General features: G+C 41.0%; 20 protein-coding genes. 2 read left to right on the top strand and 18 right to left on the bottom strand.

The window, feature by feature from the left end:
• Positions 1-22 precede the first annotated feature (22 nt).
• The 10 genes from BR73_RS0106395 to BR73_RS0106350 form a co-directional block, all read right to left on the bottom strand.
• On the bottom strand, positions 23-1,201 hold the full coding sequence (locus BR73_RS0106395) for an MFS transporter (protein WP_033164858.1): 1,179 nt from the start codon (positions 1,199-1,201) through the stop codon (positions 23-25).
• Positions 1,202-1,235: 34 nt separating this feature from the next.
• Positions 1,236-2,804 (bottom strand): hypothetical protein, encoded by a 1,569-nt coding sequence (locus BR73_RS0106390; RefSeq protein WP_033164857.1) that lies wholly within the window; start codon positions 2,802-2,804, stop codon positions 1,236-1,238.
• A 235-nt stretch (positions 2,805-3,039) separates the two neighbouring features.
• Complete coding sequence (locus BR73_RS0106385; protein ID WP_033164856.1) at positions 3,040-4,338, bottom strand: glycoside hydrolase family 125 protein; 1,299 nt, start codon at positions 4,336-4,338, stop codon at positions 3,040-3,042.
• 124 nt (positions 4,339-4,462) lie between these two features.
• Positions 4,463-7,588, bottom strand: a complete 3,126-nt coding sequence (locus BR73_RS0106380; protein ID WP_033164855.1) for an alpha-mannosidase — start codon at positions 7,586-7,588, stop codon at positions 4,463-4,465.
• Entirely contained in the window at positions 7,578-8,951 is a 1,374-nt protein-coding gene (locus BR73_RS0106375; protein WP_033164854.1) for a glycoside hydrolase, read from the bottom strand. Before BR73_RS0106375 ends, BR73_RS0106380 begins: the two co-directional genes overlap by 11 nt.
• A gap of 47 nt (positions 8,952-8,998) precedes the next feature.
• Positions 8,999-9,934, bottom strand: coding sequence for a carbohydrate kinase family protein (locus tag BR73_RS0106370; RefSeq protein ID WP_033164853.1), 936 nt, complete (start codon positions 9,932-9,934; stop codon positions 8,999-9,001).
• A 309-nt stretch (positions 9,935-10,243) separates the two neighbouring features.
• Complete coding sequence (locus BR73_RS0106365) at positions 10,244-11,146, bottom strand: carbohydrate ABC transporter permease (protein WP_033164852.1); 903 nt, start codon at positions 11,144-11,146, stop codon at positions 10,244-10,246.
• Positions 11,147-11,228: 82 nt separating this feature from the next.
• The gene (locus tag BR73_RS0106360; RefSeq protein ID WP_033164851.1) at positions 11,229-12,974 is read right to left on the bottom strand and encodes an extracellular solute-binding protein; all 1,746 of its coding nucleotides are present in this window, start codon (positions 12,972-12,974) and stop codon (positions 11,229-11,231) included.
• A 64-nt stretch (positions 12,975-13,038) separates the two neighbouring features.
• Positions 13,039-13,971, bottom strand: a complete 933-nt coding sequence (locus BR73_RS0106355; protein WP_033164850.1) for an ABC transporter permease subunit — start codon at positions 13,969-13,971, stop codon at positions 13,039-13,041.
• Positions 13,972-14,045: 74 nt separating this feature from the next.
• Positions 14,046-14,954 carry a metallophosphoesterase family protein gene (locus BR73_RS0106350; RefSeq protein WP_033164849.1) on the bottom strand — a complete coding sequence of 303 codons (909 nt, stop codon included), beginning with the start codon at positions 14,952-14,954 and terminating at the stop codon, positions 14,046-14,048.
• Between the two features lie 736 nt (positions 14,955-15,690).
• On the opposite strand from BR73_RS0106350, the gene BR73_RS0106345 reads away from it, so the two are divergent.
• Positions 15,691-16,146 (top strand): DUF6669 family protein, encoded by a 456-nt coding sequence (locus BR73_RS0106345; RefSeq protein WP_033164848.1) that lies wholly within the window; start codon positions 15,691-15,693, stop codon positions 16,144-16,146.
• Between the two features lie 213 nt (positions 16,147-16,359).
• Positions 16,360-17,286 carry a CehA/McbA family metallohydrolase gene (locus tag BR73_RS0106340; RefSeq protein WP_033164847.1) on the top strand — a complete coding sequence of 309 codons (927 nt, stop codon included), beginning with the start codon at positions 16,360-16,362 and terminating at the stop codon, positions 17,284-17,286.
• Positions 17,287-17,670: 384 nt separating this feature from the next.
• Here the strand turns inward: BR73_RS0106340 and BR73_RS0106335 are convergent, their stop codons facing one another.
• The 8 genes from BR73_RS0106335 to BR73_RS0106300 all read right to left on the bottom strand — a co-directional run bounded on the left by BR73_RS0106335 (position 17,671) and on the right by BR73_RS0106300 (position 26,481).
• Positions 17,671-19,278 carry a response regulator gene (locus BR73_RS0106335; RefSeq protein WP_033164846.1) on the bottom strand — a complete coding sequence of 536 codons (1,608 nt, stop codon included), beginning with the start codon at positions 19,276-19,278 and terminating at the stop codon, positions 17,671-17,673.
• 13 nt (positions 19,279-19,291) lie between these two features.
• On the bottom strand, positions 19,292-21,064 hold the full coding sequence (locus BR73_RS0106330; protein ID WP_033164845.1) for a sensor histidine kinase: 1,773 nt from the start codon (positions 21,062-21,064) through the stop codon (positions 19,292-19,294).
• A 96-nt stretch (positions 21,065-21,160) separates the two neighbouring features.
• Positions 21,161-22,042 carry an ROK family protein gene (locus BR73_RS0106325; protein ID WP_033164844.1) on the bottom strand — a complete coding sequence of 294 codons (882 nt, stop codon included), beginning with the start codon at positions 22,040-22,042 and terminating at the stop codon, positions 21,161-21,163.
• On the bottom strand, positions 22,023-22,469 hold the full coding sequence (locus tag BR73_RS0106320) for a hypothetical protein (protein ID WP_156034628.1): 447 nt from the start codon (positions 22,467-22,469) through the stop codon (positions 22,023-22,025). Before BR73_RS0106320 ends, BR73_RS0106325 begins: the two co-directional genes overlap by 20 nt.
• Before the next feature lie 434 nt (positions 22,470-22,903).
• A complete protein-coding gene (locus BR73_RS0106315; protein ID WP_033164842.1) occupies positions 22,904-24,178 on the bottom strand; it encodes an adenylosuccinate synthase in 1,275 nt (424 codons plus the stop codon).
• Positions 24,179-24,584: 406 nt separating this feature from the next.
• Complete coding sequence (locus BR73_RS0106310) at positions 24,585-25,373, bottom strand: DUF4362 domain-containing protein (protein ID WP_033164841.1); 789 nt, start codon at positions 25,371-25,373, stop codon at positions 24,585-24,587.
• A 62-nt stretch (positions 25,374-25,435) separates the two neighbouring features.
• Complete coding sequence (locus tag BR73_RS0106305) at positions 25,436-25,885, bottom strand: DUF523 domain-containing protein (RefSeq protein ID WP_033164840.1); 450 nt, start codon at positions 25,883-25,885, stop codon at positions 25,436-25,438.
• Positions 25,886-25,968: 83 nt separating this feature from the next.
• A complete protein-coding gene (locus BR73_RS0106300; RefSeq protein ID WP_033164839.1) occupies positions 25,969-26,481 on the bottom strand; it encodes a deoxyuridine 5'-triphosphate nucleotidohydrolase in 513 nt (170 codons plus the stop codon).
• Positions 26,482-26,488: the final 7 nt, after the last annotated feature.

The following is a 26,488-nucleotide window of genomic DNA, read 5'->3' as shown; positions in this document are numbered from 1 at the left end:
CCTGTCTTTATGTCCATATGCTTTAAATCGTATGTCTAAACTCCTGATGAGTCGTTTTAACGCTATTTACAAAAACCAAATATAATATCCAGAATATCACCAGGCTTGCAGGAAGAATGATAAAGGCTGTACCAAGCCCGATTTTGTCTATTAATTTTCCGAAAATAATATTAAAGGTAATATCACAGATTGTTGCAAGGCTGATAATGGCTCCTGTGGCCCTGGCAATTCGGTCTTCTTCATAGAAGTTCCTGATCATAAGTATAAGAGTGGGATACACAATGGAGAGGCTGAAGCCTGATAGACTCAGTAATATAAAAGCCCTGCTTCCAGATGCAATTCCTGCCACATACAAAATCATTCCCCCAGTGCTGAAGATACCGATACTTTTTGATACACCTATTCTTTGTACCACCGGTGCAAATACCAGACGTCCTATTGTCATACCTGCAAAGAAAACAGACAGATATCCGGCTGCTTTTCCATTGTCAAAGCTCAGCTCTTTTGTGCCATACATCATCAGCCAGTTCAAAACACCGTGTTCTGCTATAAAATATGTACCAAAGAGCAGGGTAAGAAACAGAAAGGCCCGGGTTTTCATAATCGCCCCATAGGATACCTTCACTTCTTTTTCTTTCTTTATCTGAGGCAGCTCATTTATACTGAATAATACCGCCCCTCCAATTGCAAGAAGGAAAAGCAGCAGGTTAACCGTCTTCCAGCTGGAAAAATCCGCGGAATATCTCCCAATTACATTCTGACTGCCGCTGGTTCCTATTCCCTGGACAAAAAACAGTACATTAACGATTAACCCGGGAGACGCTGCATATACCACCGGTACCAGTATATTGATCGTGGTGTTAAGAAGTGTGGAAGCTCCCATACACAAAAACATACCTGCCAGCAAAAACACATAACTCTCGGTAAGCAGGAACAAAAGTGCACCGGTCATCCAGATTCCCAGTACAGCCAGAAACACTTTCTTTTTCGGGTAGGTATCCAGGAAATACCCTCCGAAGAACAAAAACACCAGATTTCCCAGGTAGCTGACTGTGATTATCATTGATACCTGGGTATTCGTAAGATGAAAATGTTCCTGAAAGACCATACCAAAGAGGCCTCGCAGGCTGTCGCTTGCCCCCATGACGATCATGATTAGCATAAAACTAATAAACAGAAGCACCTTTCTATTCTTTTCCATCACCATAGCCCTTATTTCCTGTATTATTCCTTCCTCAGTCTTCGAATACTTCTATTGTCACATTATTATCCAGGAAACGGTAACGGAAGCGCACTACCGTATTATCCTTTTCAACCTTAAAAAAGCCTTTGTTGGAGGAGCCACTTCTGGGATAGGTATCATAACAATAAGTAGCGGAAAGGGTTCCATAAGTGGAAACGGCATAATCGTATTCTCCTGCAAAAGGAATTACCAGGGAAAGGGTGTAAGTATTGTCTCCGATATAATACATTCTGGTAACTTCACTGTTGGAATCATTATGAGTTGCCCCTGCAAGAGGCTGAAAGCTTCCATATACAACAATCTTTTCCGGCAATTTATAGCCTGTTTCCGGATCAAAAACATTCTTAGCACCGTAGTCCATAAGATCAGCGGGGTTTCCGGCAAGTCTGCGCAATTTATCCCCCGTCTCCCAGAGCTTTTTCACAGTCTCTTCCATATTAAAACCCATAGGGCAATCAGCACTTTTTTTGTTTATCTGATAATAATCCTGCATATCCTCTTCACCGTTATCACCACGAACCATCTTCACTGCCGCACTTTCCAGGCTCCGGCGGAAGGGGATTTGAAAATAAGCATTGGAATGAGTGATTGCAGTCCATTTATAGGTATATTCAAGGAAATGCTTCTGTCCTGCCTCATCCTGGTTGGCAAACCATCCGATCTGGTCATAACCCCACCAATCCTTCCAGGCCCTTTCTTCATAACTGATACTCTCAAAGTCCTCTATCACTTTACCGCCCCAGTTATCATACTCCATTAAATAAGGCATGGATTCAGCACTCCAGCCATTGGGATTTAAGCCACCTTCACTGTAGCCCTCCTTTACCAGCACCAGTTTCTCACCGGCTCTGTCTGTAACCGGATACCTGGTAAAAGGCATGGCATGATAATCAAGCAGCAGTCTTCCCTTTATATTAATGCCGTGGCTGTGAGCATCCATTAATACTTTATGCCTTCTTGCATGCTCTTTTCCATAGCTGCGTATCATCTCCATCAATTCCGACATTTTTACCATACCACGGTCATTGGCGGTATAGAGGTGAATCTGTCCCATATGAAGGGCCTCATAACCGGCATCGATATACCTGGTTGCCCGGTAATAAAACCACAGCCTGGTCTCCAGGCGGTTTATATCAGGAAGTGCACCGTCTTCTCCCCAGATAAACCCGTTGGGGGCTTCCGGAAACCGCATTTCTTCAAATCGGAAACCACGGTCTTCCACCGGCAGTCCAAAGGCTTCAAATACATAAGCCGGGACTTTAAAATTTTCGATATGTCTGTAAACTGCTTCAAAAACACAAGCCTGGAGAATGATCTCTGTATCAATCTCATGAACACGGTCTGCCAGATATTTTGACTTCTTAAAATGCTCCTCATCATCAAGGTCCGGATACCATACTCCTGAGGCTCTTCCGATAAACTTTACGCCCAGGTTTTTAATGGCTCTTAAGTCATCCTCCAAGGTTTTCGTGTGTATGAAAAATGCAGCCGTAACGGATCTGTCCAGATAATTTTTAAGAACCTCCAGTTCTATGGTAGTATCAAAGGTATAATTTTTCATGTGTACACCATTCCATACCGCAGACAGGTCTGTGGTATTGCCACTAATAAAACCGGCTGAAAGAAACTTAGTGTGGCATCCTTTCTATTTATTCGTATTTTCCTTCAACCTTTCAAGTCTGCCGATGGGCATGCGCTCCTGTACCGTTCCTGCCTTTTGGCGAAACAATGAGGAGGCTTCCTGTCAAAGGCTATCGAAAATATCCACGCTTTACCCGGATATTGATATTTCAAAACTAGTAATTCTGCCCTTCGTACAGCGACATTACAAACAGGGCAAACAGGGAATTGGCCCAGGCAAACCATTCTCTTGTATAAAGCTTGGGTTCATTACAGCAGAACCCCTCATGCATCACCATTTTATCCGCATCCGTAGCCAAAAGGGTGTTAAGAATTCTTAATTTATCCTCCTGTTTCGCTGCTGTAAGTCCCTCCATGGTAAGCGCAATATGCCAGATATACTGGTCAGGTGTATGAGGGCTGCCAATACCCTTTGCGGCTGTCCCCTCGTAATAATATGGATTATTACGGCTTAGGATGAACCTTCTGGTATTTTCATAGACAGAATCCTCCTTCTCCCGGTATTTCAGCCAGGGAATTGATAATAAACTGGGAACATTGGCATCATCCATTAAATTATAGTTACCAAGACCGTCCGTTTCATAAGCATACACTTTACCATATTCTCCGGTCTCAACAATTCCGTACTGGCGGATACCCTCCTCTATACTCTCCTTAAGCTTCGCTGCCTGTTCTGCCAGCTCAGTATCCTCATAGATTTCTCTGAGGTAATTCTCCATATAGCCCAGCACCACCACTGCAAACATATTGGCGGGAATCAGATATCCATAACGGCAGGCATCATCACTGGGACGAAAGCCGGACCAGGTCATACCCGTATAGGCTGTGGGTTCACCTTTTCCTTCTCTGGTCAGGGTATCGGAAGGAGGGCAGTTCAGACGAACAAAGGAATAATCAGACTGGGTCTCATGGTTTTGCTCTTTGGTCCACAGCCTTATAATCTCCTCAAAGGCTCTTTTAACCTCTGGGGTGAAGATTTCACGGTTTCCGGTTCTTTCGTAATATTCGTGAAGCAGCCAGACAGGATAACATAAGGAATCCACTTCATATTTTCTCTCCCAGTTCCAGGGATTGGTTTCGGTAATATCAACTTCCCAGCAGTTTCCATTTGCCGTTTCATTAAAAGCATTGGCATAGGGATCAATGAGTATATATTTCATCTGTCTCTTAATAAGACCTCTTACAAATTCCTCCAGGATATCATATTCCTTCAAAAAAGGAAGATAATGCACCACCTGTGCAGAAGAATCCCGAAGCCACATAGCTGCAATATCTCCCGTAAATACAAAGACCTCATCCTCCTCAAGAAACTTTGTGGTAGTCTTTGCAGTGCTCTCAAAGCAATTGATAAAGGACTGGTGTAATTTCTGATTTTCCTTAAAACGAGAAGAGATTCTCTCTGCTATTTCACTAATCGCCTCGTTCAGGCGCTGCTGTTTCCTATCCGTACTCATATCTACTCCATTCCGCCGCCTGCAGCGGCAACTTTTCACCCTTATATCCCGGACGTTGTCCGAAAATCCCAGCATTCGTTTTTCTGGTTTGCGCTATTTGCCGTCCCCTTGAGAAAGACTAACCCTAAAATCCTCCATTAAACTGTACCAGTATGCTTTTAATTTCGTAGGGTTTTACGTCTAATACCACCTCATTTTCGGACACCTCTCCTACAGGCTCCTCCATAAGGTTGCATTCACACCAGTTTTTGACGGTAAGGCTGCCAGTCATTGTAACCTTACCCCTGCCTCCTGTAAACTCATGGAGACGTATTACGTACCAGGAGGAATTTTCAGCCTTTTTGATACAGTCTATTACGACATTTTTCTTATCAAAGGACAGCAGGCTGCTTTCTCCTGCCCTGCTCTTTCCCTTTATAGGAATTATGGGGAAATTTAAGTCAAAGGCTTCCTCCTCCAGTCCGCTCCGGTACCACTCCTCCCTGTGCGGATAGAGGGAATAGGTAAATTCATGATGCCCCAGGTCTGCGGTATAATCGGGATCCACTGCTGATTTAATCAAGGTCAGACGCAATGTATCTTCCAGAATATCATAGCCGTACTTACAGTCATTTAACAATGCAACTCCATAACCAGCTTCACTGATATCCGCCCATTTGTGGGCTGCAACTTCAAATTTGGCAGCTTCCCAGCTGTTGTTTCTGGTAATGGGGCGGCGGATATTTCCAAACTGTATGTCAAACCTTGCATCAACAGCCCGGATGTTAACCGGAAAAGCCACTTTCATAAGCTTCTGGTGTTCCTGCCATTCCACCTCTGTTTTAAAATCTATTCTTCTCTTTTCATGATACAGGCACATAGTCTGGCAGATAACAGATTTATGATATCTCCATTTGAATCTAACGAAGATTCCTATGGCATTCTCCTCTGTCTCAATACCCGTACAGTCTTCCACCAGCTCCAGCTTATCCTTCAAGGTGGGCTCTAACTCCCAGGCATCAAAGCATCTTGGTTTATCTTCAAATATCTGAAGTATATTACCATATTTTCCACCGGTAAGAATCTCCCTGTCAGCTTCTTTGTCAAAGAGCCTTGTAAGCTGTCCCTGTTCATTCCAGCTTACTTCATAATATTTTGTGGCAGCCGTATTTCCTTTTGTTATGTTGTTTTCCTTCTTATTAATCTCAGCAGAAGCAGGCTTTGTAACTCTTCTAATGTTGGTAAAGGAAAAAGGCTCCATACCTTTTACAAGAATGACAGCTTTACCATCTTTCATGGTACAGGGCAGGTAATTTCCCCTATCGTCTGTGAAGGCATCTGCTTCCAAGCAGGACGAAAGCTCCACATAGGTACTGCGCTTCCAGTTCTGGTTATTCCAAAGGGTGTAGGTGTTTTCTTCATTGGTACATAAGGCAGCATAGGCTTTTTCCAATACTCCGTTAAGCAGGGACTGTGCTTTCTCATATTCCGCATGGCTGTCCTCATAGACCTCCTTGATAGCAGAACCCGGAAGGATGTCATGAAACTGCTGGCAGAGAATTATTTTAAGTGCCTCTGATATAGCCTGCTCATTATATGGAACTCCTGCTGTTTCAGCTGCCAGTACAGAAAGAAGCTCGGTATGATACAGCATATACTCCATACGGCGGTTCATCTTTTTGTTGTATGCCTGAGAGGTATAAGTTCCCCTGTGAAATTCCAGGTAGAGTTCTCCATCCCAAACGGGTAAATAACCCTCCAGAGCATTTTCCCTGATATTATTATGAAGGCGTTTAAAGTATTCCGCACCCGTTTCTGATTGCACGTAAGGCAGTCCGGGTATTTTATTTAAATGCTTCATTGTCTCCAGCATATCCCTGTTAGGGCCTCCGCCTCCGTCACCATATCCATAGGATATCAAAAGGTCACGGTTCAGATCCTTATTCTTATAATTATCCCAAACACCTTTTACCGCATAAGGCCTTGTATCTCCATTATAGGTATAGGAATCGGAATCCAGATCTGTGGTTGTGATAAAGTGGGCAAGAATCTCTGTTCCGTCTATACCTCGCCAGGTAAAGGTGTCATATGGCAGCCTGTTGGTATCATTCCAGCTGATTTTAGTTGTGATAAAAGTATCTATCCCTGACTTTTTTAAGATTTGGGGAAGTGCCCAGGAATACCCAAAGACATCCGGCAGCCACAGAAAATCATTTTGATAGCCGAATTCTTTCTGGAAGAAGTTCTTTCCCATAAGAATCTGCCTTACAATAGACTCACCGCTGGCAAGATTGCAGTCACACTCCACCCACATGGAACCGGAGGGTTCCCATTTTCCTTCTGCAACTCTTCTCTTAATATGAGCATAAACTTCCGGATAATCCTGCTTTATATAATCATATAGCTGTGCCTGGGACTGCAAAAAGGAATAGTTGCCGTAATGCTCCATCATCCGGTTTACCGTTGAAAAGGAGCGGGCAGCCTTTTCTCTGGTATGGCGAATTCTCCACAGCCAGGCCACATCAATATGGGTATGTCCGAGCATACTGACCTTAACCCCGGGTTTTCCTCTTCCATCCATCTGCCCGTTAAGATAAGCATAGGCTTTCCCGGTGCTTTGGTAGAACTCTTTAGAACCGGGCTCTGTATAATCCACCAGCTGGAAGGTCTTTACCAGTACATTTAGCAGCCATTCCCTGTACTCATTGCCCTTCTCCAGTAATCCGTAGGTTTCCAGTACGCTTCTGGAAAGAAAGTATAAGTCATCCGTTGGATGGTCCAGTACGCCTATTTGTGCACGCTCCAGCTCCATTACCATTTCCTTAGGCTTTCCTCCGCCATTCAGGCCGGACCAGACCCGGAATTTAAGCTCCAGTTCCTGTCCGTTTACCGGTATGTCAAGGAATACCTCTTTATGGTTACCGTCTACTCCCTGGTAAGGCTTTCCGTTAAGATACAAAAGGCTCTCAAAATGGCTGTTATTACCTGTTCCTGCCGGTACACCGAAATCAAACAGGCCGATGACCTCCTGGTTTTTCAGTTCATCATGAATCCTGATACTGGTGCACAGCCAATTATAACGGTCATATCCCTTCCACCGGTATCCGATATGGACCTCTTCCGGTATTCCCTTAGGGTCTGCATTCCCAATGGTTCCGTCATCTCCGTACCACAGAAATCCCGGAATGTCCTGAAGCTCCCTGTACCGCAGTTCTGTCAGTTCTTCTATTAAATGCCCTATTCTGTCCTGGTTATGAAAATCAAAGGGCATTTCCGCCTCCTAAGATTCCGCCATAGACCTGATCATATTTTGCTACCAGCTTCTTAGCCAGGGAATAGGAGTTCACTAAGGGATGCAGTGTAAGAGCCTGAATAGCAATTTCCTTGGAGTTATTCTCAATAGCTTTTACTGTCAGTTTCTCATACATCTTAATCATACGGATTAAGAGATAGCAAGGCTCAGGCACTTCGCCAATGGGCACAGGCTGAATTCCCTCTGAGGATACCTTGCAGGTAACTTCGATGACATCCTGTTTCTCAAGCCCTGCAATACAACCGTTATTCTCAACGGAAAGCACCAGATAGCGGCCTTCTTCGCTTTGCAGCCCTTCGATACAATCCAGCATTACACCGGCATATCCCATTCCGTCCGGCACTTCCAGCTCACCTTTTTTAATCTCTTCCTGATGGCTGCTGCCGGTTTCAATACTCATGTAAGAACCTTCACGAATTGCCATGTAATATAAGAAAATCTGAAGTGCTGCCTCGGGATCGGCGTCAATATCAATTTCTTTTAATTCCTGCAGCATCTGAATATTTACAGCCTCTATGGTCTTACCTCTGGTAGCTCCGGATTTTATGATATTTTCAAGGGCTTTCTCTCTGTGATAATAGTAATACAGATACTCATTGGGTAAAAATCCGATGGAACGAAGCAGCTCGGGATCAAACATGGAGAATTCCTGTATGCCGGATAAAAAGCTGTCATCCTTTAATAAGTCCTTAAGAATTTCCGTCCCCTTCTTTTTCACGCTCTGTATCCAGGAAAGATGATTCAGTCCGAAGAATTCCACATACAGATCTTTCTCCTCAACCTCCAGGGCCTTTGCCATTCTGAATTTTGTACTGCTGGGTGCATCACAGATTCCGATAATACGGTCATAACCGGCATTTTTAAGAGCTTGTGTCACAAGACCGGAGGGATTGGTAAAATTAAAGATCCAGGCATTAGGAGCATACTTCTTAACCAGCTCACAGTACTCTAATAATACCGGAATGGTACGCACTGCCATGGAAAAACCGCCTACTCCTGTGGTTTCCTGACCAATAACGCCTTCCTCCAGTGCTACCTGTTCATCGGTCACCCTGGAATGATCCCCGCCAACGCGAAGGGTGGTTACAATATAATCTGCACCACTGATAGCATCAATGGCATTGTCTGCTGTTTCCAGCACCAGATCCCTGTTCTTGCGTTTTATTACATGGCTGCAAAGCTTTCCTATCACTTCAAGCTTCTCCTGATTGATATCATACAAAACAACCTTATCTATATTTAAGTTTTTATAACGTTCCAGCAGGCCGTTAATAAAGATAACTGTCCTGACACCTGCTCCGCCAATTACTGCAATTTTCATATTTTCCTCCATTTCGCTGTCCTTAGACGGCACAAAATCTAATAAAATTAACCTTGTTCTTTCAGAAATTTAAGTAATTCTTCCTGAGTAGGAAACGCTGTATTACCGCCATAGGCGGTAACAGATCTTGCACCGCAGGCATTTCCGGTTAAAAGGCACTCTCTCACAGGTTTTCCCTTAAGGAAGCCATAGATAAAGCCTGCGTTAAAGGAATCTCCTGCTCCGGTGGTGTCTACGGCAGTTACCGTAAAAGGCTGAGCCTCATAAAACTCGCCTTCCGAAACAGCAATAGAGCCTTTCTTTCCAAGCTTTGCCGCTGCGATCCTGCAATACTTTGAAAAATCTTCTATTGCTTCCTTTGCCTCCGCTTTTCCGGAATAATGAATTGCTTCCGTTTCATTCATGAACAGTACATCAATATAGGGAAACAACTCATAAATTCCCTTAAACCACTCTCCGCTGCTGTCCCAGCCCACATCAAAACTAACAGTAATATCCCCTGCCTCTTTTATCTTCTTTAACAGGGAAAGATACTGTTCATGGTTTTTACGGCCTGCATATTGGGTAACATGAATATGTCTGGCTTGCGCCAATTTATTAAAATCAATTGCTGCTAAATCTATCTCTGCATTTGTTCCCTGGTAAGTAAGAAAAGAGCGGTCCTTTTCATTGGTAAAACTAAGGGATATGCCTGTTTTATTATTCCTGCTGATAGTCAGCAGCGAATCATCCACATTATTCTTTAAAAACTCATCTTTTATAAACTTTCCGTAACAATCCTCACCAATACTGCCTTGAAATACCGGGTTTAAGCCCAGTTTCCCAAGTCCCAGCGTGAAAAGGGCTGCTCCACCTCCCACAAAGGTATCCATACAATCAACCAAGTCTTCTTCCCCGGGTGCCGGAAACTTCTCCACACCGGGTATTACTATATCTATATTAACATCGCCATAGACGAAAGCATCCCACTTTTTTTCTTTCATTTCTTCCTCCTTATGACTTTTTACATAAATTGAAAATTTACATCCTCTGTATTCTATATAAAAACTTTAGCATGAAATTCTATAAAAAAACTTTACCATCAAATTCTTATAAAAGAACTTTACCATCAAATTCTATAAAAGAACTTTTACCATTAAATTCTATAAAAGAACTTTTACCATTAAATTCTATAAAAGAACTTTACCATCAAATTCTATAAAAAAAACTTTACCATCAAATATAATTAATAGCATATTTATAATCATATTAATTATCAGACAATGGTAAAGAATCTCTATGTTCGTATTTTGTTATTCTTTTACAGCTCCAATCAATGCACCCTGGGCAAAATATTTCTGTACAAAGGGATATACACAGAGAATAGGAACTGTCGTAACTACCACTGCCGCCATTTTCAGGGAATCAGTCGTAACTGTATTAGCATTTTGTGCAATTGCCTGAGCTACTGTAGATACATTCTTTGCTCCCATAGCTTTGGACAACATCTGCTGTAAAACCGTCTGAACGGGCCATAACTCACTGGTTCTCATATAAAAGGAGCCTGCAAACCAATCATTCCAATGGTTTACTGCTGTATACAGTCCAATAACAGCAAGTACAGGTTTACTAAGAGGTAATATGATTCTTGCAAAAGTTCTGAAGTATCCGCAGCCATCCAGCTTCGCCGATTCCTCCAGACTGACAGGTATATTTTCAAAAAAGGTTCTCATCATCAGTAAATAGGTAACGCTCACTAAGCTTGGCACTACATATACCCAAAAGTTATTCACTAACCCCAGTTTATTAAACTGAATATAAGTCGGTATCATACCGCCGCTGAATAACATGGTAAAGGTAATTAATATTGTGATAATTTTTCTTCCCGGCAAATCCTTTTCCTTTAATGCATAAGCCGCAAAAGAGGTAACCAATAAACTTGCCACCGTCCCGATAACTGTACGGGCGATGGTTATCTTATAAGCATTCATGATCTTGCCGTCACGAAAAACTTCTTTATAGTTATCCAAGGTAAAAACTCTGGTCCAAAAATAAATTCCGCCCTTTGCAGCATCCTTACCGTCATTAAAGGACAATGCCACGATATTGATACAGGGTAGAATTATAATCAGGCAAAGTACGGTTATAATAATGTAAATAAGAATCTGAAGAGCCTGTTCTGAGCCAGTGGCTTTTATCCTGCTTTTTGTTTTCATACGAACACACCCTGTCCTTTCATTCATCGGGATACCGCATAGAGATATACGAAACCGCTATGCGGTATCCCATTAATTCATCCTATTTGTTGTAAAAATCGATTGCGCTGCTGTCGCTCTTATAAAGCTCTGTTAAATATGCAATAAATTCTTCGTTGCCAGCTACTTTTAACTGAGCTCTGAAGGATTCAACAATATCCTTCACTTCGCTGTCAGAGCTTGCATAAATCGCCTGAACCAGCATCTCATTGTAGTTTAATAATGCCATATTAGCTTTTACTTCTGTAAGTGAATCTGCTGATAAATACGCTGTAGCATCAAGACCAGGAACTAATTTTAACTTAACCGGGAATTCCGTTGCAATCTCAACGGAGCGGTTGAAAGTTTCACTGGAGGCCGCACCGGGACGGCTCTCACCAAAGTTCACCAGATTATCTACATTCGTCTGTATGAAATTAAAGAAGTTAAAACCTGCATTTCCAAAACCTGCTCCTATGTTATTAACAAGAGCTTCTTTTTCGCCGTTATTGATCATATTAAGAACATCTTCTGTTACCTGTGGTTTACCATCCACCATGGTATAGCTTAGACCTTCCACACCGTACTCACTAAGAATATGTCCTTCTGTTGTTGCAAGGTAATCAAAGAAATCAAGAATCTCTTTGGGATTTTCAGCTTCTGAGGAGATTGCCCAGGCACCGTTTTGTGTCTTACCGTGTACAACTTTGGAATTGTCTCCGGTGAAATCATTTAAAGGTCCCAAAGGAATCCATTCATCAGAGGTGTAGACAATATCCTGATAGTTGTGAACATCGGCAATGATTGCAGAATTGTGTGACCTGGAAACCTCTTCTGCACGAGTAGGATCCATGGTGAAAAACTCAGGATTCATTAAACCGTCAGCCAGAAGCTTTCTTACATAATTGATTTTATCAAATACATAATCTGTATCTGCCTCGTGCATGATGGTGCCGTCTTCCGTAATATTGTAGCCATCACTTACGCCCCAGGTATAACCGGGAACAATATACTTTAAGGTATCAACAGAACCGCCCCAGAATTTCGGTCCCAAAGCATAAACATCATTTCCATTATCATCTTTAAAGCCGCCATCCTTAATCTTAACCAGCAGATTATAGAAATCCTCCTGAGTTTTAACCTGAGTAGGATCAATTCCCAGTGCATCAACAATGGATTTCTGAATATACATACCACCGACAAAAGCATCCTGAGGATTGTATTCCAAGGTTCTGTCCTCGGCAGAAATGTATAAAGGAAGGATATAAGCTGCTCCGTTAAATTCCTCGCGGAAGGTTATGTTCTTCTTTGCATCATCAGGTAAGTAACCGTCTTCCAAATAACGTTTATAAACCTTTGTATCAGGCAATAAACCGGAAACATCCGCAAACATCTCTTCTCTTGCAGCTTTTAACAAAATAGGAAACTCCGGTCTGGTGGAATTGTCCAGATAAGAAATAATTACATCCGGAATGGTTCCTGAAGCCATCTGTGCTGCCATTACACTGGCATCGCTGTCTCCGGGTGTATACTGAATATCCAGTTTGATACCCGTACGTTTTGTAATCTCCTGCATAACCGGTGTGTTGTTAAGATCCTGAGGCAGATTATTACCGATATCATCTACATAAGCCTGTATGGTAATGGTTCTGTCAGCAATCCAGGTATCCGGTCTGTTTTCAGCAGTACTTTCATTTTCTGTACCGCTTTTCTTATCATCTGCTTTGCTGCTGCAGCCTGCAAGAGCTGAAGCTGCCATTACTACAACCAAAGCCGTGGCTAAAAAGCGTTTCTGAAATATTTTTCTCATAATGTTCCTCCCATAAATTATATGTTATCTCTGCTTCCCTTATAGCAGTAGAGAGCATTCAAGCTTACCAGAGACTGACCTCTGTAAATTTTTTGGACAGTTTATTGCAGGCAACCACCAATATCAGACCTACAATACCCTGAATCAATCCGATAGCCGTAGCATACCCGAATTGTCCGTTTAAAAGACCAACCCGAACCACGAAAGTATCCAAAGTATCTGCAACCGTCATATTTCCGGGAGTTCGAAGCAGATAAATCTGTTCAAAACCGGTAGATAACATACCACCTACACCCATAATAAACAGCAGACCAATTGTACCGCGAATGCCGGGAATGGTAATGTGACGGATTTTCTTTAACTTAGAACAACCGTCAATGCCGGCAGCTTCATATAAGGATGGATCCACTCCGCTGATGGCTGCCAGGAACATAATGGAATCCCAGCCGATATTTCTCCATAGGTCCATGGAAAACAGCAATTGGAAGAAGTATTTAGGCTCCATCATAAAGAAGGTACCGGGATCCCCGCCCATACTGCCAATAATCTGGTTTAAAACTCCTGTATTGGGAGCCAGTATTCTCTGCAGCATGGTAACAATAATAACCGTAGATAAAAAGTGAGGCAGATAGGTAATTGTCTGAGTGATCTTTTTAAACTTCATATTTTTAATTTCATTCAACATCAATGCCAGAATTATCGCAAAAGGAAATTCCAGGATACATTTGATCAAACCAACCGTAAGGGTGTTTTTTAAAAGTCTTGTGAAATCAAAGCTATTGAAAAAGGTCTCAAAATAACGGAATCCCACCCAGGGGCTTCCCCATATTCCCTTCTTAAAGGAATAATCCTTAAACGCTAATACAATTCCACCCATAGGTACATAGCATATTAAAATATAATAAATGATACACGGCACCAGCATCAGGTACAGGGGCCAAAATTTTATAAGCCTTCTACCCAGAGAATTATTATCCATTGACCTTGGTTGTTTCATTCAGCTCACACCTCTTTCTTGATATACCCCAATTATAGAAAAATCCCGATTTTCTCACAATGGACAAAACTTTTTTATTCAGTGCATATTTCTACAGCCGAAACAATGCTGCCGTCTTCTAGACGAAGATAGGTCTCAAAGCAGTTTTTGTTCTTTTCCTCCAGCAGAATAACTCTGGCTCCTCGTAAGAAACCTTCTTTTCCATAAGTGTTATATCCGGTAGCTCTCCCATATCCAAGCTGAATTCCATGTAAATTCCCAATATAATCGTTTATATGGTCATGTCCGGCAAAAACACCTTTCGTATGACCTTCCTCCAGCAAAGCAGTAAAAAATCCTGAATTAACAGCAGGACAGCACACCTCCTCCAATTTATTACCTATACAGCCTTTACGCTCCCATACCTCCTTATATTCAGGCAGGGGAATATGGAGAAACAACAACGAAGCAAAATCACCGTAACTTACTCCCAGCTCTTTTATAGCCTTACGGTACCATCTGATCTGCTCCTCCCTGATATAATCGTACCCACCTATATCCGATAAGACATTGTAGCTTCCGCTGTCTACTCCAAACAAAACCCACTCCGTCTCATAGTTATCATTCTTAATTTCCAAATAGTGATTCCCGATACCAAACCCGGAATCCTCTGCATGAAACACTATGGAGCCAGGAATATCCATAACCTTCTTAAACAGAACCTCTTTGCCGACTCCTTCCTCCGCATCGTGGTTACCAAAAACAAAACTCCAGGGAATCTCAGCCTCCACAAGAGGCTTCAGTACCCTCTCAAGGCCCTGCAGATTCCCTACCCCATAAACAGTATCTCCTGTTATCATAACAAAATCAGGCTTTTCAGCAGCAAGAAGACTTCTCATCAGATTAATGGTCTTCTCATCAACACTGCTTCCATCTACATAATGCAAATCAGTAAACTGCATAATCTTAAATCTTCCATTTTGGAACTTCAGCTCTTTTTTCATTTTTACACCTTTTTGCTTATAGCAATCTTTCTTATTAAATTTTATAGTTCTTCCTTATCTATGGGAAATTGTTATTTCATTGGTATACTAATTTTAGGGATTTGCTTTTACTAATTTCTATTTTACTGATTTCTATTTTCTAATATTTTCATTTAAACTTGATATTCATTACTGGTATCTCTTTTACTAGCACCTGATAACCAATAACCTAATACCTGTATCATACAGGTAACATCTCAAAATCTCTTTCTGCATTTCATATAACATAGATAAAATCAAAGAGTATCAAGACACAGGCAGTTTGCAGAACATAGAAAGAATGAATGCGCCTATGGAAATATATTAGAAGTCCTTTTCTCTGAAGATTCTGTGCTATATCCTCAAACAGATTGTCTGAGCGCAGCGAGTTATCTGTTTGAGGATATGCCAAGCACAGAATCTTCAGAGAATTAGGACTTCTTATATATTGTAATCGAAGCATGAATTCTTTCTATGTTCTGCAAACTGCCGTCCCCTTGCCAACCCCTGCCTTTTACCAAAATTCAAATTCATATTAAAATGAATCCCCCCTCACCACAATGGATAAACATTCAAACTATAGTGGATATTTCTATAACTTGTAGCCAACATCTTGTTTCTTATAATTGCCAGTAGTATATTGAAGACAGAACCGTGCTTTTCATTCCCTACGAATCGGATAAAAGCACAAAACACCAAAGGAAAGGATCCAAAACTCATGCATACTTACTTTCAAGCCAGCGGCTCCTTGAACAAGGGCTTTGTGGGGCAGATATCCTATACTGTTTGCCTGGACAAAGAATACAAAGGCATGAATATAGAATTTTCATTTAATAAACAACGCTTTACTGCAGTCACCGAGGAAATAAAGTCCGAATTCCTTAATACCTACGGCGGAGAATATGGCATCAGTAATTACTCTGATGAGGAACTTAATAATGCCATACGCGAAATGAAGACAGAGATTCATACGCTGGTTACTATGAATCAGGAATTTATAGGAGGCGTACACAAACAGCTTACCACCCGTCAGATGACTTTCACACCTGACTTTACCAGTGATGGCTGCATTCCACAAACAGGTATAGCAGGTGTTCTTAAGATCACACTGGTAGTATTTAATGTTATTATGGACCATACCGATTATCAGCTGACCTTAACGGTAGAAAGCTGACATCAGAATTGCACTATTATTATTTCACCAGGGTGTAACGAAAGACTGCTTGTACCGAGCTTGAGCTACCACTATGCAGAAGATAAGGCAAGATTCCGTGATGTTACGTTACCAGAATTGCAGCGCAGAAGACTGCAAAGTAGAGCATTCAAAACGGAAGGATGGTTTTTTAGACACTCACTTGTACTGCCTGGCATGAAGAAAGGAACTATAATGTTTAAACGTTTGGAATTACATAATCACACCACTGAATCAGATGGCAGCATGACTCCCCTGGAATTAACGGAATTTATGATTGAAGACCAGGTCGATGCCTTTGCCATAACTGACCATAACACCATTTCCGGGCACAGAAAAATTGCTGCACTGCTTACAGAGAACAAATTTCCAATAAACTGTATCTACGGAATGGAATATACCACTTATTACGGACATATCCTGTGTCTTAACCTTAAAGAATACGTATCCTGGGAGAATGTGAATCTCCATAAACCCGAACTGCTCTTTTTGGCAGCAAAAGAAAAGAAGGCCTTGGTGGGAATTGCCCATCCCTTCTCTTACGGACATCCTTTTGCCAGGGGGTGCCGTTTTGACATGAAGATCACGGACTATTCTTCAATTGATTTCATCGAGATCTTCAACAATCCCGAACCCCTTCATGAGGTAAACCAGCGGGGACTTTTATGGTGGGAGTCACTGGTATTAGAGGGTGAGAAGCTTGCCTTTACCTGCGGAATGGATCTTCACGGCAGATGGGATATGAAGAATCAATATGCAACCTTTATAAAAGGGACGCCTGATGGAGATATCTCCAAGGAGTTGGAAACTGCTATTCTAACGCAGAAAACCTGGATTTCCAAAGGTCCGTTAACAAAGTGTGAAATCGATGATAAAAGGAAACGGCTCACCTTTACCATTATTGATACCAATAAGCCTGGTTATCTCCATCAGGAGGAGGCTCCTTATTACCTTACCCTGAGAACAAAAAAAGGAGTCCTTACAAAACAGTTCGACCGAAAAGCTCCCCTTACAGTTGATTATATGGAATTACAAAACGAAGCTGTGGTTATACCGAAACTCTATCAGCAGGATACGGAAATTGAAAATCTGCTGGCTGTTGCACCTGTAATCTATTTGTAAGCTTAGGTGTAATTGGAAACGAAAAAGGCGTAATTGAGAATACCATATGCTACCCTATGCACTTAACTGGTCATTCTGCTTTGAGAGGAACCATGTGCTAATCAAGGCAATTAGAAGCGCTGCTTAGGGCATACAGTAGCACTCTTAAAGATAGAATTGTTGTTTGTTGCAGAGCGCCTCAAGGCCTTGCTTTCATATGTGTAAGAGCAAATTTTACAAGCCAGTAAAAATCAATGTAGAATGTACCTACAGAAAGGCATAAAAAGTCCTTTTCATAGTATCAGGACTTCCTATGCCTTAAGAAAGCATGCGTCTTTTGCTACAATAAATTGGGGTATTTGGCTTCACATTGTTAATGTGACTTACTGATACTCAAGTCAGATGTCACTTGCGATGCAGTCTTCTGTACTCCAGAGGTGTCAATGAAGTTGATTTTTTAAAGACCCGGAAGAAATACTGGCTGTCCTCATAACCAACCTCTTTTGAGATTTCCGCTATGCTTTTGTCCGATCGTACCAGATACTCGCAGGCTTTTTCCAACCGGAGATTTTTGATGTAATTTACAGTTGTCTGCCCGGTTTCTTTCTTAAATATGGTGGAGAAGTAATTTGGGCTTATTGCAAATTTTTCTGCCAGCTCTGTAATGGAAATATCACGGTTATAATTATCCTGAATATACTTGATACCCAGCTTTATCTTGTTTCTGGCATTAATATCAATATCGCCCTTAACGGATATACTATCCAGAATAAGCAGGTAAAGGTAGTTAACCAATTCCTTAACAGATTGAAAGGTCTCAAAGATCTCAAAATTCAGCACCAGCTTTTCCATATTCTTTGGATCATTGGTAAACAACGGATTGGATACAGTAATAAGAATCTGTATGATTCGTGCCCAGACAATACGTATATATGCCACATTGTATCTTTTAATCTTATCCTCTGAAAAGATATCATTGAGCAAAAATTCTATATTCCCAGCGTCGTGCCGCTCAATATACTGATGCAGCATATGCAGCTCGGATACCGGAAATTGCTCTGCTGAAAGTATCTTTATATCATCATAGAAATAAAGATTAAGCTTGCCATGAATCATTCTCTGCAAGAAAGCCTCCTGAGCCTCCTTACTGCTTTCCACAGTAATTTGAGCTGCTATGGAGCTGCTGCCAAAGGTCAGGGAGACCCTCATCTTCTTCCATAGAAGATTCTGCAACTTGGTAAATACTTTCTCCGCCTCAATCCGCAGCCTGGCTGGATTGGTATTGGTAAAAATGACATAAAGCTGATTCATATTGGAAAGGTTATTAACAATAAGCCGTCTTCCCTCTCCTTCAATTTCATAAAACACATTCTTTATGGAAAATTTAATCAGGTCAATATCCTTATAGTCAAAACATTTCTGTTCATAGCTTTCAGAGTTTATATGAATTACTGAAACAATACTCCATTGATTTTCCAGTGGAAATTCAATCCCTGCAAGGTTTCCTGTTTTGCGCAGATTATCAATTTCCAGCTGGTTTCTGAGCAGTTCATTGACTGCCTTGTCCAGCATATAATCCTTTTTTTCCGCAAGCGAACGTGAGCCTTCTCTAATGCTAAGCCTCAAAGCTTCCTCTTCCTCAATTTTCTGCAGGGAATCTTCAATGGCCTTTTTTAAGTTCTCATTTGACACAGGCTTTAACAGATAGGCATTCACCCCCAAATGAATGGCCTGCTCTGCATATTCAAATTCTGCATACCCGCTTAGTATAATGAACTGCAATTTCGGTAACATCGTTTTGGCAGTACGAATAAACATTAATCCATCCATCCCTGCCATGCGGATATCTGTTATAATAATATCCACTTTGTGCTGTTCTAAAATTTCAATAGCCTGTTCACCTGATTCGGCTTCATACAGCACCGCCGGCATCAGCTCCAGAAACTCCAATCTGGCTTTAATCCCCTGTCTTATCAGTTCCTCATCATCCGCAATCAAAATACTCCTATTCACGCCAATACCCTCCCTATTGAAGAAGTGGCAGGGTAATTGTAAAACAACTTCCCCGTCCCTGCAAACTCTCTATCGTAATTCCATATTCAATTCCACAAGCTAATTGAATTCTCTGGTTAACATTTCTGATACCGATTCCCTGTCTGGTCTGTTCCGTTTGGTGGGTATCATTGATATAATTACTGATTTCTTCAACTTTTTGCTGCGACATGCCGGCACCATCATCTTCAATCTTTATGACCAGCATATGATTAATCTCTTTAATGGAAATCTCCAGGGTTCCCTTCCCTTTATTATTACTCAGACCATGAACAATGGCGTTCTCCACAATGGGCTGCAGAATGAACCGCAGCACCAGTTTGTCCTCCATTTCAGGATCAACATTGTAAAACACATCGAATTTATTCTCAAATCTTGTTTTCTGTATATACACATAATTCTGCGTATGCACCAGTTCCTGTTTTACCGTTACGAATTCCCCATAGTTTTTCCCAAGGCTGTATCTGAAATTCCCTCCAAGCTTTTCACAAAGATCACAGATAAGAAAGACACCTTTTACCGCTGCAATGGAACTGATGGTTTCCAGGGTATTATAAAGGAAATGAGGATTAATCTGCAATTGCAGATTACGGAATTCACTTTCTTTCTTCTCCAGCTGCTGAATATAATTTTTCTTAATCAGGGTATCAAGCTTTTCAAGCATTGTATTGAACTGCCTGTCCAGAACTGCTATCTCGTCATTTCCTTCAATTTTTTCCGTTATGGATAAATCACCGGTTTCCGCCACCTTAATCTTATGAATCAGTTTCTCCACTCTTTTCGAAAAACTTCTGGTAAACGCAAACATGGTAACAAAGATAATTCCAATCACTACTGAGAGAACCGGCAAGAGGCTGCTCTGGACATCCGCTTTCTTCTTGTTCAACTGGCTGTTATTGAATAAAAACAGTAGTCTTAAACCAAAGTTTATTTCATGATTCGGACTGATAACCATAGCATCTTTATAATAATTGGTTTTATGAGAATTCAGTTCCTCATAGGACAGGTCATTCAGTATGGAATTGTAAGCTTTGTTAGAGGAATATACTATATTCGAGTTACTGTCTAAAGCGATTACATCATAAGAATACACCGATTCGCCAAAAGTAACGGTTGGTGCCAGCAGCCGTTCCAGATAAATATCCAGTTTAACCATACCGATGAATTCGCTGGTATAATCCGCAGTATTTATATAAATAATATCCTGCTTTAAGGAAAGTATGGCTTCTTTCTTTTTGCCTGCCATATAAATAAAATAATTCCCTCTTGCAGACAAACTTTTTGTAAACCAGCTCTCTCTGGTAGCTCCATCCATCATAGCTACTCTGCTGCCATAAATCTTACCGTTTGAATTATTGGAATAAATCATGCAATTACGCAGCTCGGGACTTTCCAAATGGAGTGATTTGTTTACTTCTGTACTGACATCTGTTCCTTTACTCCGCGGATTATTATCCTCCGTCTTATTCATCAGGGTATTAACAATAATGGTGTTATTGGTTATCTGCCTTAAGCTGTCATTATATTGATAAAGCTTGCTTTCTAAATTCGACGTATACTGGGCAATCAGCTGATTATGGGAATTCACCAACTCCTCTGTAACCAGATTTGTAATTTTTTGAAAAACCAGTGAACTGATGAACAATATGGGTACAATGCTTACCAGCGCTGTAAAAGCAACCAGCTGAGTAAATATGGTACTGGAATGGAAAACAAATCTATGCAGTCTCTTTAACTTTTCTTTCATTGCTTTTTCCTCAATTTGCAAAAAACCCAAGAATAGAAGCACCATAGCAGTCATTGCACTTATTCTTGGGTTATAATATTAATCTATCAAATTATTCTACAGTGCCTTCTCTAATGCAAGATATCCAAGTCTTATAGCTCCCAAGATACCGGGATCTTCCCCAAGTATTGGTGATATAATATAATTATCAATATCTTTCATAATGTCCTCATGACGGATATATCCACCCAAATTTTGCAGAACCTTCTCTCTTACAGCAGGAAAGAGCTGAGGCTGATGCATAACACCGCCCCATAAAACAATTTTATTAGGTGATAAGGTCAGTATATAGTTAGTAACAGCCTGGGCTATATAAAAAGCCTCCAGTTCCCAGACTTCATCCCGTTCTGCCAGCTCATGGCCTTTTTGCTTCCATCTGCCCTCTATTGCCGGTCCGGCAGCAAGCCCTTCCAGACAGTTATCATGATAAGGACAAAAACCTTCGTAGGTATCCTGTTGATGGCGGGTAACAAGTATATGTCCAGCCTCCGGATGAACCAGTCCATGCAGCGGCATACCATTGATGCAGACTCCAACTCCCACTCCGGTACCAATCGTAATATAGATTACCGACTCACAATCTTTACCCGCTCCCCAGACAGCTTCTCCAAGAGCAGCACCGTTGACATCCGTATCAAAACCTATGGGAATCTTCAATGCATCCTTAAAAGCCTTCACAATATTAAAATTACGCCAGGCCATTTTCGGACTGCTGGTAATCGAACCGTAGGTAGGAGATAAAATATTCAAGTCAATAGGACCAAAACATCCGATTCCCAGGGCTTCTAAAGCTTCTGTTTCAAAAAATCGAATCAATGCAGGAATAGTAACTTCAGGTGACTCTGTCGGAATTGTTAATCTCTTATGGATTTCTCCCTTTTCATTACCGATTGCACAAACCATTTTTGTACCGCCGGCTTCAATTCCTCCAATTATCATAATCCCCTCCGTCTTTCGTCCCTTTTCTTATTGCTCCAGTCAGAATCTGCAAACAAGCAATTCCTCTTTCCGCTTTCATTATAAAATGAACGTAAAGCTTGTTCATTTTCTTGTTGCTCCAGTCAGAATTCGCAAGCAAGCTTGCAATTCCTCTTTCCGCTTTCATTATAAAATGAACGTAAAGCATGTTCATTTTCTTGTTGCTCCAGTCAGAATTCGCAAGCAAGCTTGCAATTCCTCTTTCCGCTTTCATTATAAAATGAACGTAAAGCATGTTCATTTTCTTGTTGCTCCAGTCGGAATTCGCAAGCAAGCTTGCAATTCCTCTTTCCGCTTTCATTATAAAATGAACGTAAAGCTTGTTCATTTTCTTGTTGCTCCAGTCAGAATTCGCAAGCAAGCTTGCAATTCCTCTTTCCGCTTTCATTATATCATACAAACTCAAATCAGGCAGTTCACAATTCTTCAAAAAACACTGTATTTTTCTATGATACACTCCAAAGCTTCACGCCTCAAAAACCGTTCTTCATAAACAAACAGGAAATTCGCGCCAAACAGAAAGATGAATGCGCCTATGGAAAGGTATTAGAAGTCCTATTCTCTGAAGCTTTTGTGCTATATACTAAAACAGATTGTCTGAGCGGAGCGAGTTATCTGTTTTAGTATATGTCAAGCACAAAAGCTTCAGAGAATTAGGACTTCTTATACCTTGGAATTGAAGCATGAGTCTTTCTGTTTGACGCAAATTTCCGTCCCCTTGTGAAAACCTTCTGTTTGAAGCAAATTTCCGTCCCCTTGTGAAAACCTGTTGTTTGACGAAAATCCCCCCTTGTGAAAACCAATTAGGAATCCACCATTTAATTAACGATAAATAATTTCATCCCTGCCAGGACCATTGGAAACCATGGTAACAGGAACGCCTATCTCTTTTTCTATAAACTCAATATAATTCCTGCAATTCTCAGGAAGCTCTTCGTATTTCGTAATTCCCCTGATTTCCTGATTCCAGCCAGGAAGATTTACATAAACCGGCTTTGCTTTGGCAAGCTTAACTGTGGTAGGGAAATCCTTTGTCACAACTCCATCGATTTCATAACCTACACATACAGGCAGCTCATTTAAATAGCCCAGAACATCCAGAACAGTAAGTGCAACCTGTGTTGCTCCCTGCATTCTGCAGCCATATCTTGTTGCTACTGCATCGAACCAGCCCATACGTCTGGGTCTTCCGGTCGTAGCACCAAATTCACCGCCGTCACCGCCTCTTTTTCTTAACTCATCGGCTTCTTCACCAAAAATCTCACTTACGAATTCACCGGCTCCTACAGCACTGGAATAAGCCTTGGCAACTGCAATAATTTCCTTGATTTCATAAGGAGCAATACCTGCACCTATGGCACCGTAGGCTGCCAGTGTGGAGGAGGAAGTTACCATCGGATAAATTCCGAAATCCGGATCTTTCAAAGCACCAAGCTGTCCCTCTAATAAGATATTCTTACCTTCTTTTATAGCCTCATACAGGTAAGCAGAAACATCGCAGACATATGGTTTAACCATTTCTCTGTATTCAATAAGGGTATTGTATAATTCCTCAGTGTTGATGAGAGGTTTGTGATACATATGCTCTAAGATAACATTTTTAGCTTCACATACTCTTTCAACTTTTTCTTTTAAGCTTTCTTCATCGAAAAGCTCGGATACCTGAAAACCTATTTTTGCATATTTATCGGAATAAAAGGGTGCAATACCTGATTTGGTGGAACCAAAGGATTTGCCTCCCAGTCTTTCTTCTTCATACTGGTCAAAGAGGATATGATATGGCATCATAATCTGTGCTCTGTCAGAAACCAGGAGCTTAGGTTCCGGCACGCCTCTGTCTGTTAAGGATTTTACTTCTTCAAAAAGATAAGGAATATTAAGTGCTACTCCGTTACCGATAATACAGGTAGTGTGCTCATAAAATACACCTGAGGGAAGAAGGTGAAGTGCGAATTTACCGTACTTATTAATGATTGTGTGGCCAGCATTGCTGCCTCCCTGAAATCTTACAATAATATCAGATTCCTGACCTAACATGTCCGTTATCTTACCCTTGCCTTCATCGCCCCAATTAGCGCCTACTATTGCTTTTACCATAGAATTTCCTCCTTTTACAACCATGAGTTATCTCTTATACAGTCATCCTTTTTTCTGCATAAAAAACGGCATTGTAACAAACCAGTTACCATGCCTTATTACTTTCCTATTATACATATATTTGGAACATAAGTAAAATCAATATTTTTTATATTGTCCATAATCCCTGATTATATTGTTTCAATATACAGACCGGCTTTTATATATTATAGGATGCTGTATTATATGAAATTTATCCCAAGCATTTATATTTAACTCCATTGAAGCGTCTTTTTATCAGGTTCTTCTGTCTCATCGCTGCTGTTCTGTTAAATGCTCTCCTATTTTATCTTTGAATTATTTTAAGCTTATCCCTTCAGGGATTTATACTTTTCATAAATATTCCCATGAGAAATAAGCTTTTATATTACTGTGCAATCATATTATTTGCTATTATGAATACATCAATGTGATTATCATTATCCGGATTAAGTACCATTTCTTCAAAATCTTCCGGGCTGATATCTTTCTGGTCTGCAAGATAGACTATCCTTCTATTTTCCTTTTCATAGGTATTGATATAGGAATATTCTTTTGCTGTAATCTTTTCTTCCGCGGCATAGGCGTCTCTGGAAGCATCCGTTACGGCGTAATATTTGCCGCCATCATAAATAAAATCTGTGATTATGGGATCTCCTTCTATGGTATAGGAAACTTTTCTTAGATATGCTGTGATACCCTGTGTACTGTTATCCAAAAAGCGATCAACCAGTTCAGGGTTTGCAGTTTCTTTCAGACCTTCTGCATATACTCCGTCCTCTTTTGCTGAATCGAAAGGATACTCCTCAGGAATCTCTTTCGTAGGGGGCCAGTTATCCGCCACCTCCTCAATCACATTAATTTTCCTTGCTGAAATCTGAGGGGGATAGGATTCCATAACTGTACCATCAAATAAAATGTCAATAACCGTACCTCGTTGAAGCTTTAAATCTTTTGTATCTTTATAATGAACCGAAACCGGTTCAAATGGTGTCAGGACATCATTTTTACCGGACACAGCTGTCATGATGCTTTCGTCATGGACTGATATCACAATGGCACGAAGAGTCTTATCTTCCGTTACTTCTGACTTACGACAGCCAGATGCCGGTATAACAAGGCATAAAAGCAATGTAAGCAAGAATAATTTTTTTGATGATAAAGTCATACTTTTCATAGAACTCCCATCTGTGTGTTTCGACACACAACAAATCAACAGGTTTATACGCTGTATTAGCTTTACCCAATTCTCCCGGCATATACTTTAAAGTCTTCCAGGCCCTCTTCTGTAAAGATCTTAACCCCATTTTTATGGAGGAGAGCTGAGGTTAATCCTTTTCCTTCTTTAAGTATACCCTTAAATGTACCATCATATATCTGGCCGTATCCGCAGGAAGGACTGTTCGCTTTTAAAATGGCTGTTTTACATTCAAAATATTCTGCCAGTTTTAAGGTTTCTGAGGCACCTTTAGTAAATTGCTCCGTTCGGTCAGCTCCCTCCTGTTCAACAGCTCTCCCCTCCCTTAACTCCACCGGATTTCTTGGCGTAGGAAGACCTCCCAGCTGTTCAGGACATACGGGAATAAACTGATGCTCCTGACTTAGGCTTTTCAGTTCATGAATGTATTTACCCGTTCCGCAATATCTGCAATCCAGTCCTAAAAGGCAGGCACTGACTAAGACTTTCATTTCATTTCCTTTCTGCCTGGCAGAGCCTGGCAATCCGAACTTTATAAAAAAAATGTCCTGACTTTTGCTTCATGAGAAAGTTATTATTTCGATGTACTTCCAAATCCGCCGTTACGCTCTTCTTCACACTCATCATCTACGGTTATTCCATATTCCACAAATATTCCCTGCATAAAACCTGAGCCAGCTTTTACTTCGGCAACTTTTCCTTCATTGGAATCGTTTGTAACCTTGGCAAAGATATGTCCCTCATTGTCGGAATAATAATAATCACTGTCAATGATACCAACGGTATTATTCATCTGCAGCCTGAATTTAAAGCCCAAGCCACTTCTTGGATAACATTTTAGCACCCAGCCTTCTTCCATAGATACTCTTATACCGGTAGGTATCTTAATTCCAGCTCTGGGAGACAGGCTAAAGTCCAGGGGACTGTAGAAATCATACCCAGCAGAGCCTTTTGTAGCACGTTTCGGCAGTTCTATGGCTTCATATATAGTAACAACTTCCTCTGCATCTGTATCAGGGAAAGTATCGCTCCAATCTTTCTTAAACTGTTCTAATGTAACTTTTTCAAATTTTGCTATTCTTCTCATGTTGTCC

Origin of the sequence: Clostridium sp. KNHs205 (assembly GCF_000702945.1) — a bacterium.
Taxonomy (GTDB): Bacteria; Bacillota; Clostridia; order Lachnospirales; family Lachnospiraceae; genus Anaerocolumna.
This window is presented reverse-complemented; position numbering and strand designations above follow the sequence as displayed.

Excerpts from the sequence above, each read along its gene's own strand:
- BR73_RS0106395 (WP_033164858.1), bottom strand. The coding sequence starts at position 1,201 with ATGGAAAAGAATAGAAAGGTGCTTCTGTTTATTAGTTTTATGCTAATC.
- BR73_RS0106390 (WP_033164857.1), bottom strand. The coding sequence starts at position 2,804 with ATGAAAAATTATACCTTTGATACTACCATAGAACTGGAGGTTCTTAAA.
- BR73_RS0106385 (WP_033164856.1), bottom strand. The coding sequence starts at position 4,338 with ATGAGTACGGATAGGAAACAGCAGCGCCTGAACGAGGCGATTAGTGAA.
- BR73_RS0106380 (WP_033164855.1), bottom strand. The coding sequence starts at position 7,588 with ATGCCCTTTGATTTTCATAACCAGGACAGAATAGGGCATTTAATAGAA.
- BR73_RS0106375 (WP_033164854.1), bottom strand. The coding sequence starts at position 8,951 with ATGAAAATTGCAGTAATTGGCGGAGCAGGTGTCAGGACAGTTATCTTT.
- BR73_RS0106370 (WP_033164853.1), bottom strand. The coding sequence starts at position 9,934 with ATGAAAGAAAAAAAGTGGGATGCTTTCGTCTATGGCGATGTTAATATA.
- BR73_RS0106365 (WP_033164852.1), bottom strand. The coding sequence starts at position 11,146 with ATGAAAACAAAAAGCAGGATAAAAGCCACTGGCTCAGAACAGGCTCTT.
- BR73_RS0106360 (WP_033164851.1), bottom strand. The coding sequence starts at position 12,974 with ATGAGAAAAATATTTCAGAAACGCTTTTTAGCCACGGCTTTGGTTGTA.
- BR73_RS0106355 (WP_033164850.1), bottom strand. The coding sequence starts at position 13,971 with ATGAAACAACCAAGGTCAATGGATAATAATTCTCTGGGTAGAAGGCTT.
- BR73_RS0106350 (WP_033164849.1), bottom strand. The coding sequence starts at position 14,954 with ATGAAAAAAGAGCTGAAGTTCCAAAATGGAAGATTTAAGATTATGCAG.
- BR73_RS0106345 (WP_033164848.1), top strand. The coding sequence starts at position 15,691 with ATGCATACTTACTTTCAAGCCAGCGGCTCCTTGAACAAGGGCTTTGTG.
- BR73_RS0106340 (WP_033164847.1), top strand. The coding sequence starts at position 16,360 with ATGTTTAAACGTTTGGAATTACATAATCACACCACTGAATCAGATGGC.
- BR73_RS0106330 (WP_033164845.1), bottom strand. The coding sequence starts at position 21,064 with ATGAAAGAAAAGTTAAAGAGACTGCATAGATTTGTTTTCCATTCCAGT.
- BR73_RS0106325 (WP_033164844.1), bottom strand. The coding sequence starts at position 22,042 with ATGATAATTGGAGGAATTGAAGCCGGCGGTACAAAAATGGTTTGTGCA.
- BR73_RS0106320 (WP_156034628.1), bottom strand. The coding sequence starts at position 22,469 with ATGAAAGCGGAAAGAGGAATTGCAAGCTTGCTTGCGAATTCTGACTGG.
- BR73_RS0106315 (WP_033164842.1), bottom strand. The coding sequence starts at position 24,178 with ATGGTAAAAGCAATAGTAGGCGCTAATTGGGGCGATGAAGGCAAGGGT.
- BR73_RS0106310 (WP_033164841.1), bottom strand. The coding sequence starts at position 25,373 with ATGAAAAGTATGACTTTATCATCAAAAAAATTATTCTTGCTTACATTG.
- BR73_RS0106305 (WP_033164840.1), bottom strand. The coding sequence starts at position 25,885 with ATGAAAGTCTTAGTCAGTGCCTGCCTTTTAGGACTGGATTGCAGATAT.
- BR73_RS0106300 (WP_033164839.1), bottom strand. The coding sequence starts at position 26,481 with ATGAGAAGAATAGCAAAATTTGAAAAAGTTACATTAGAACAGTTTAAG.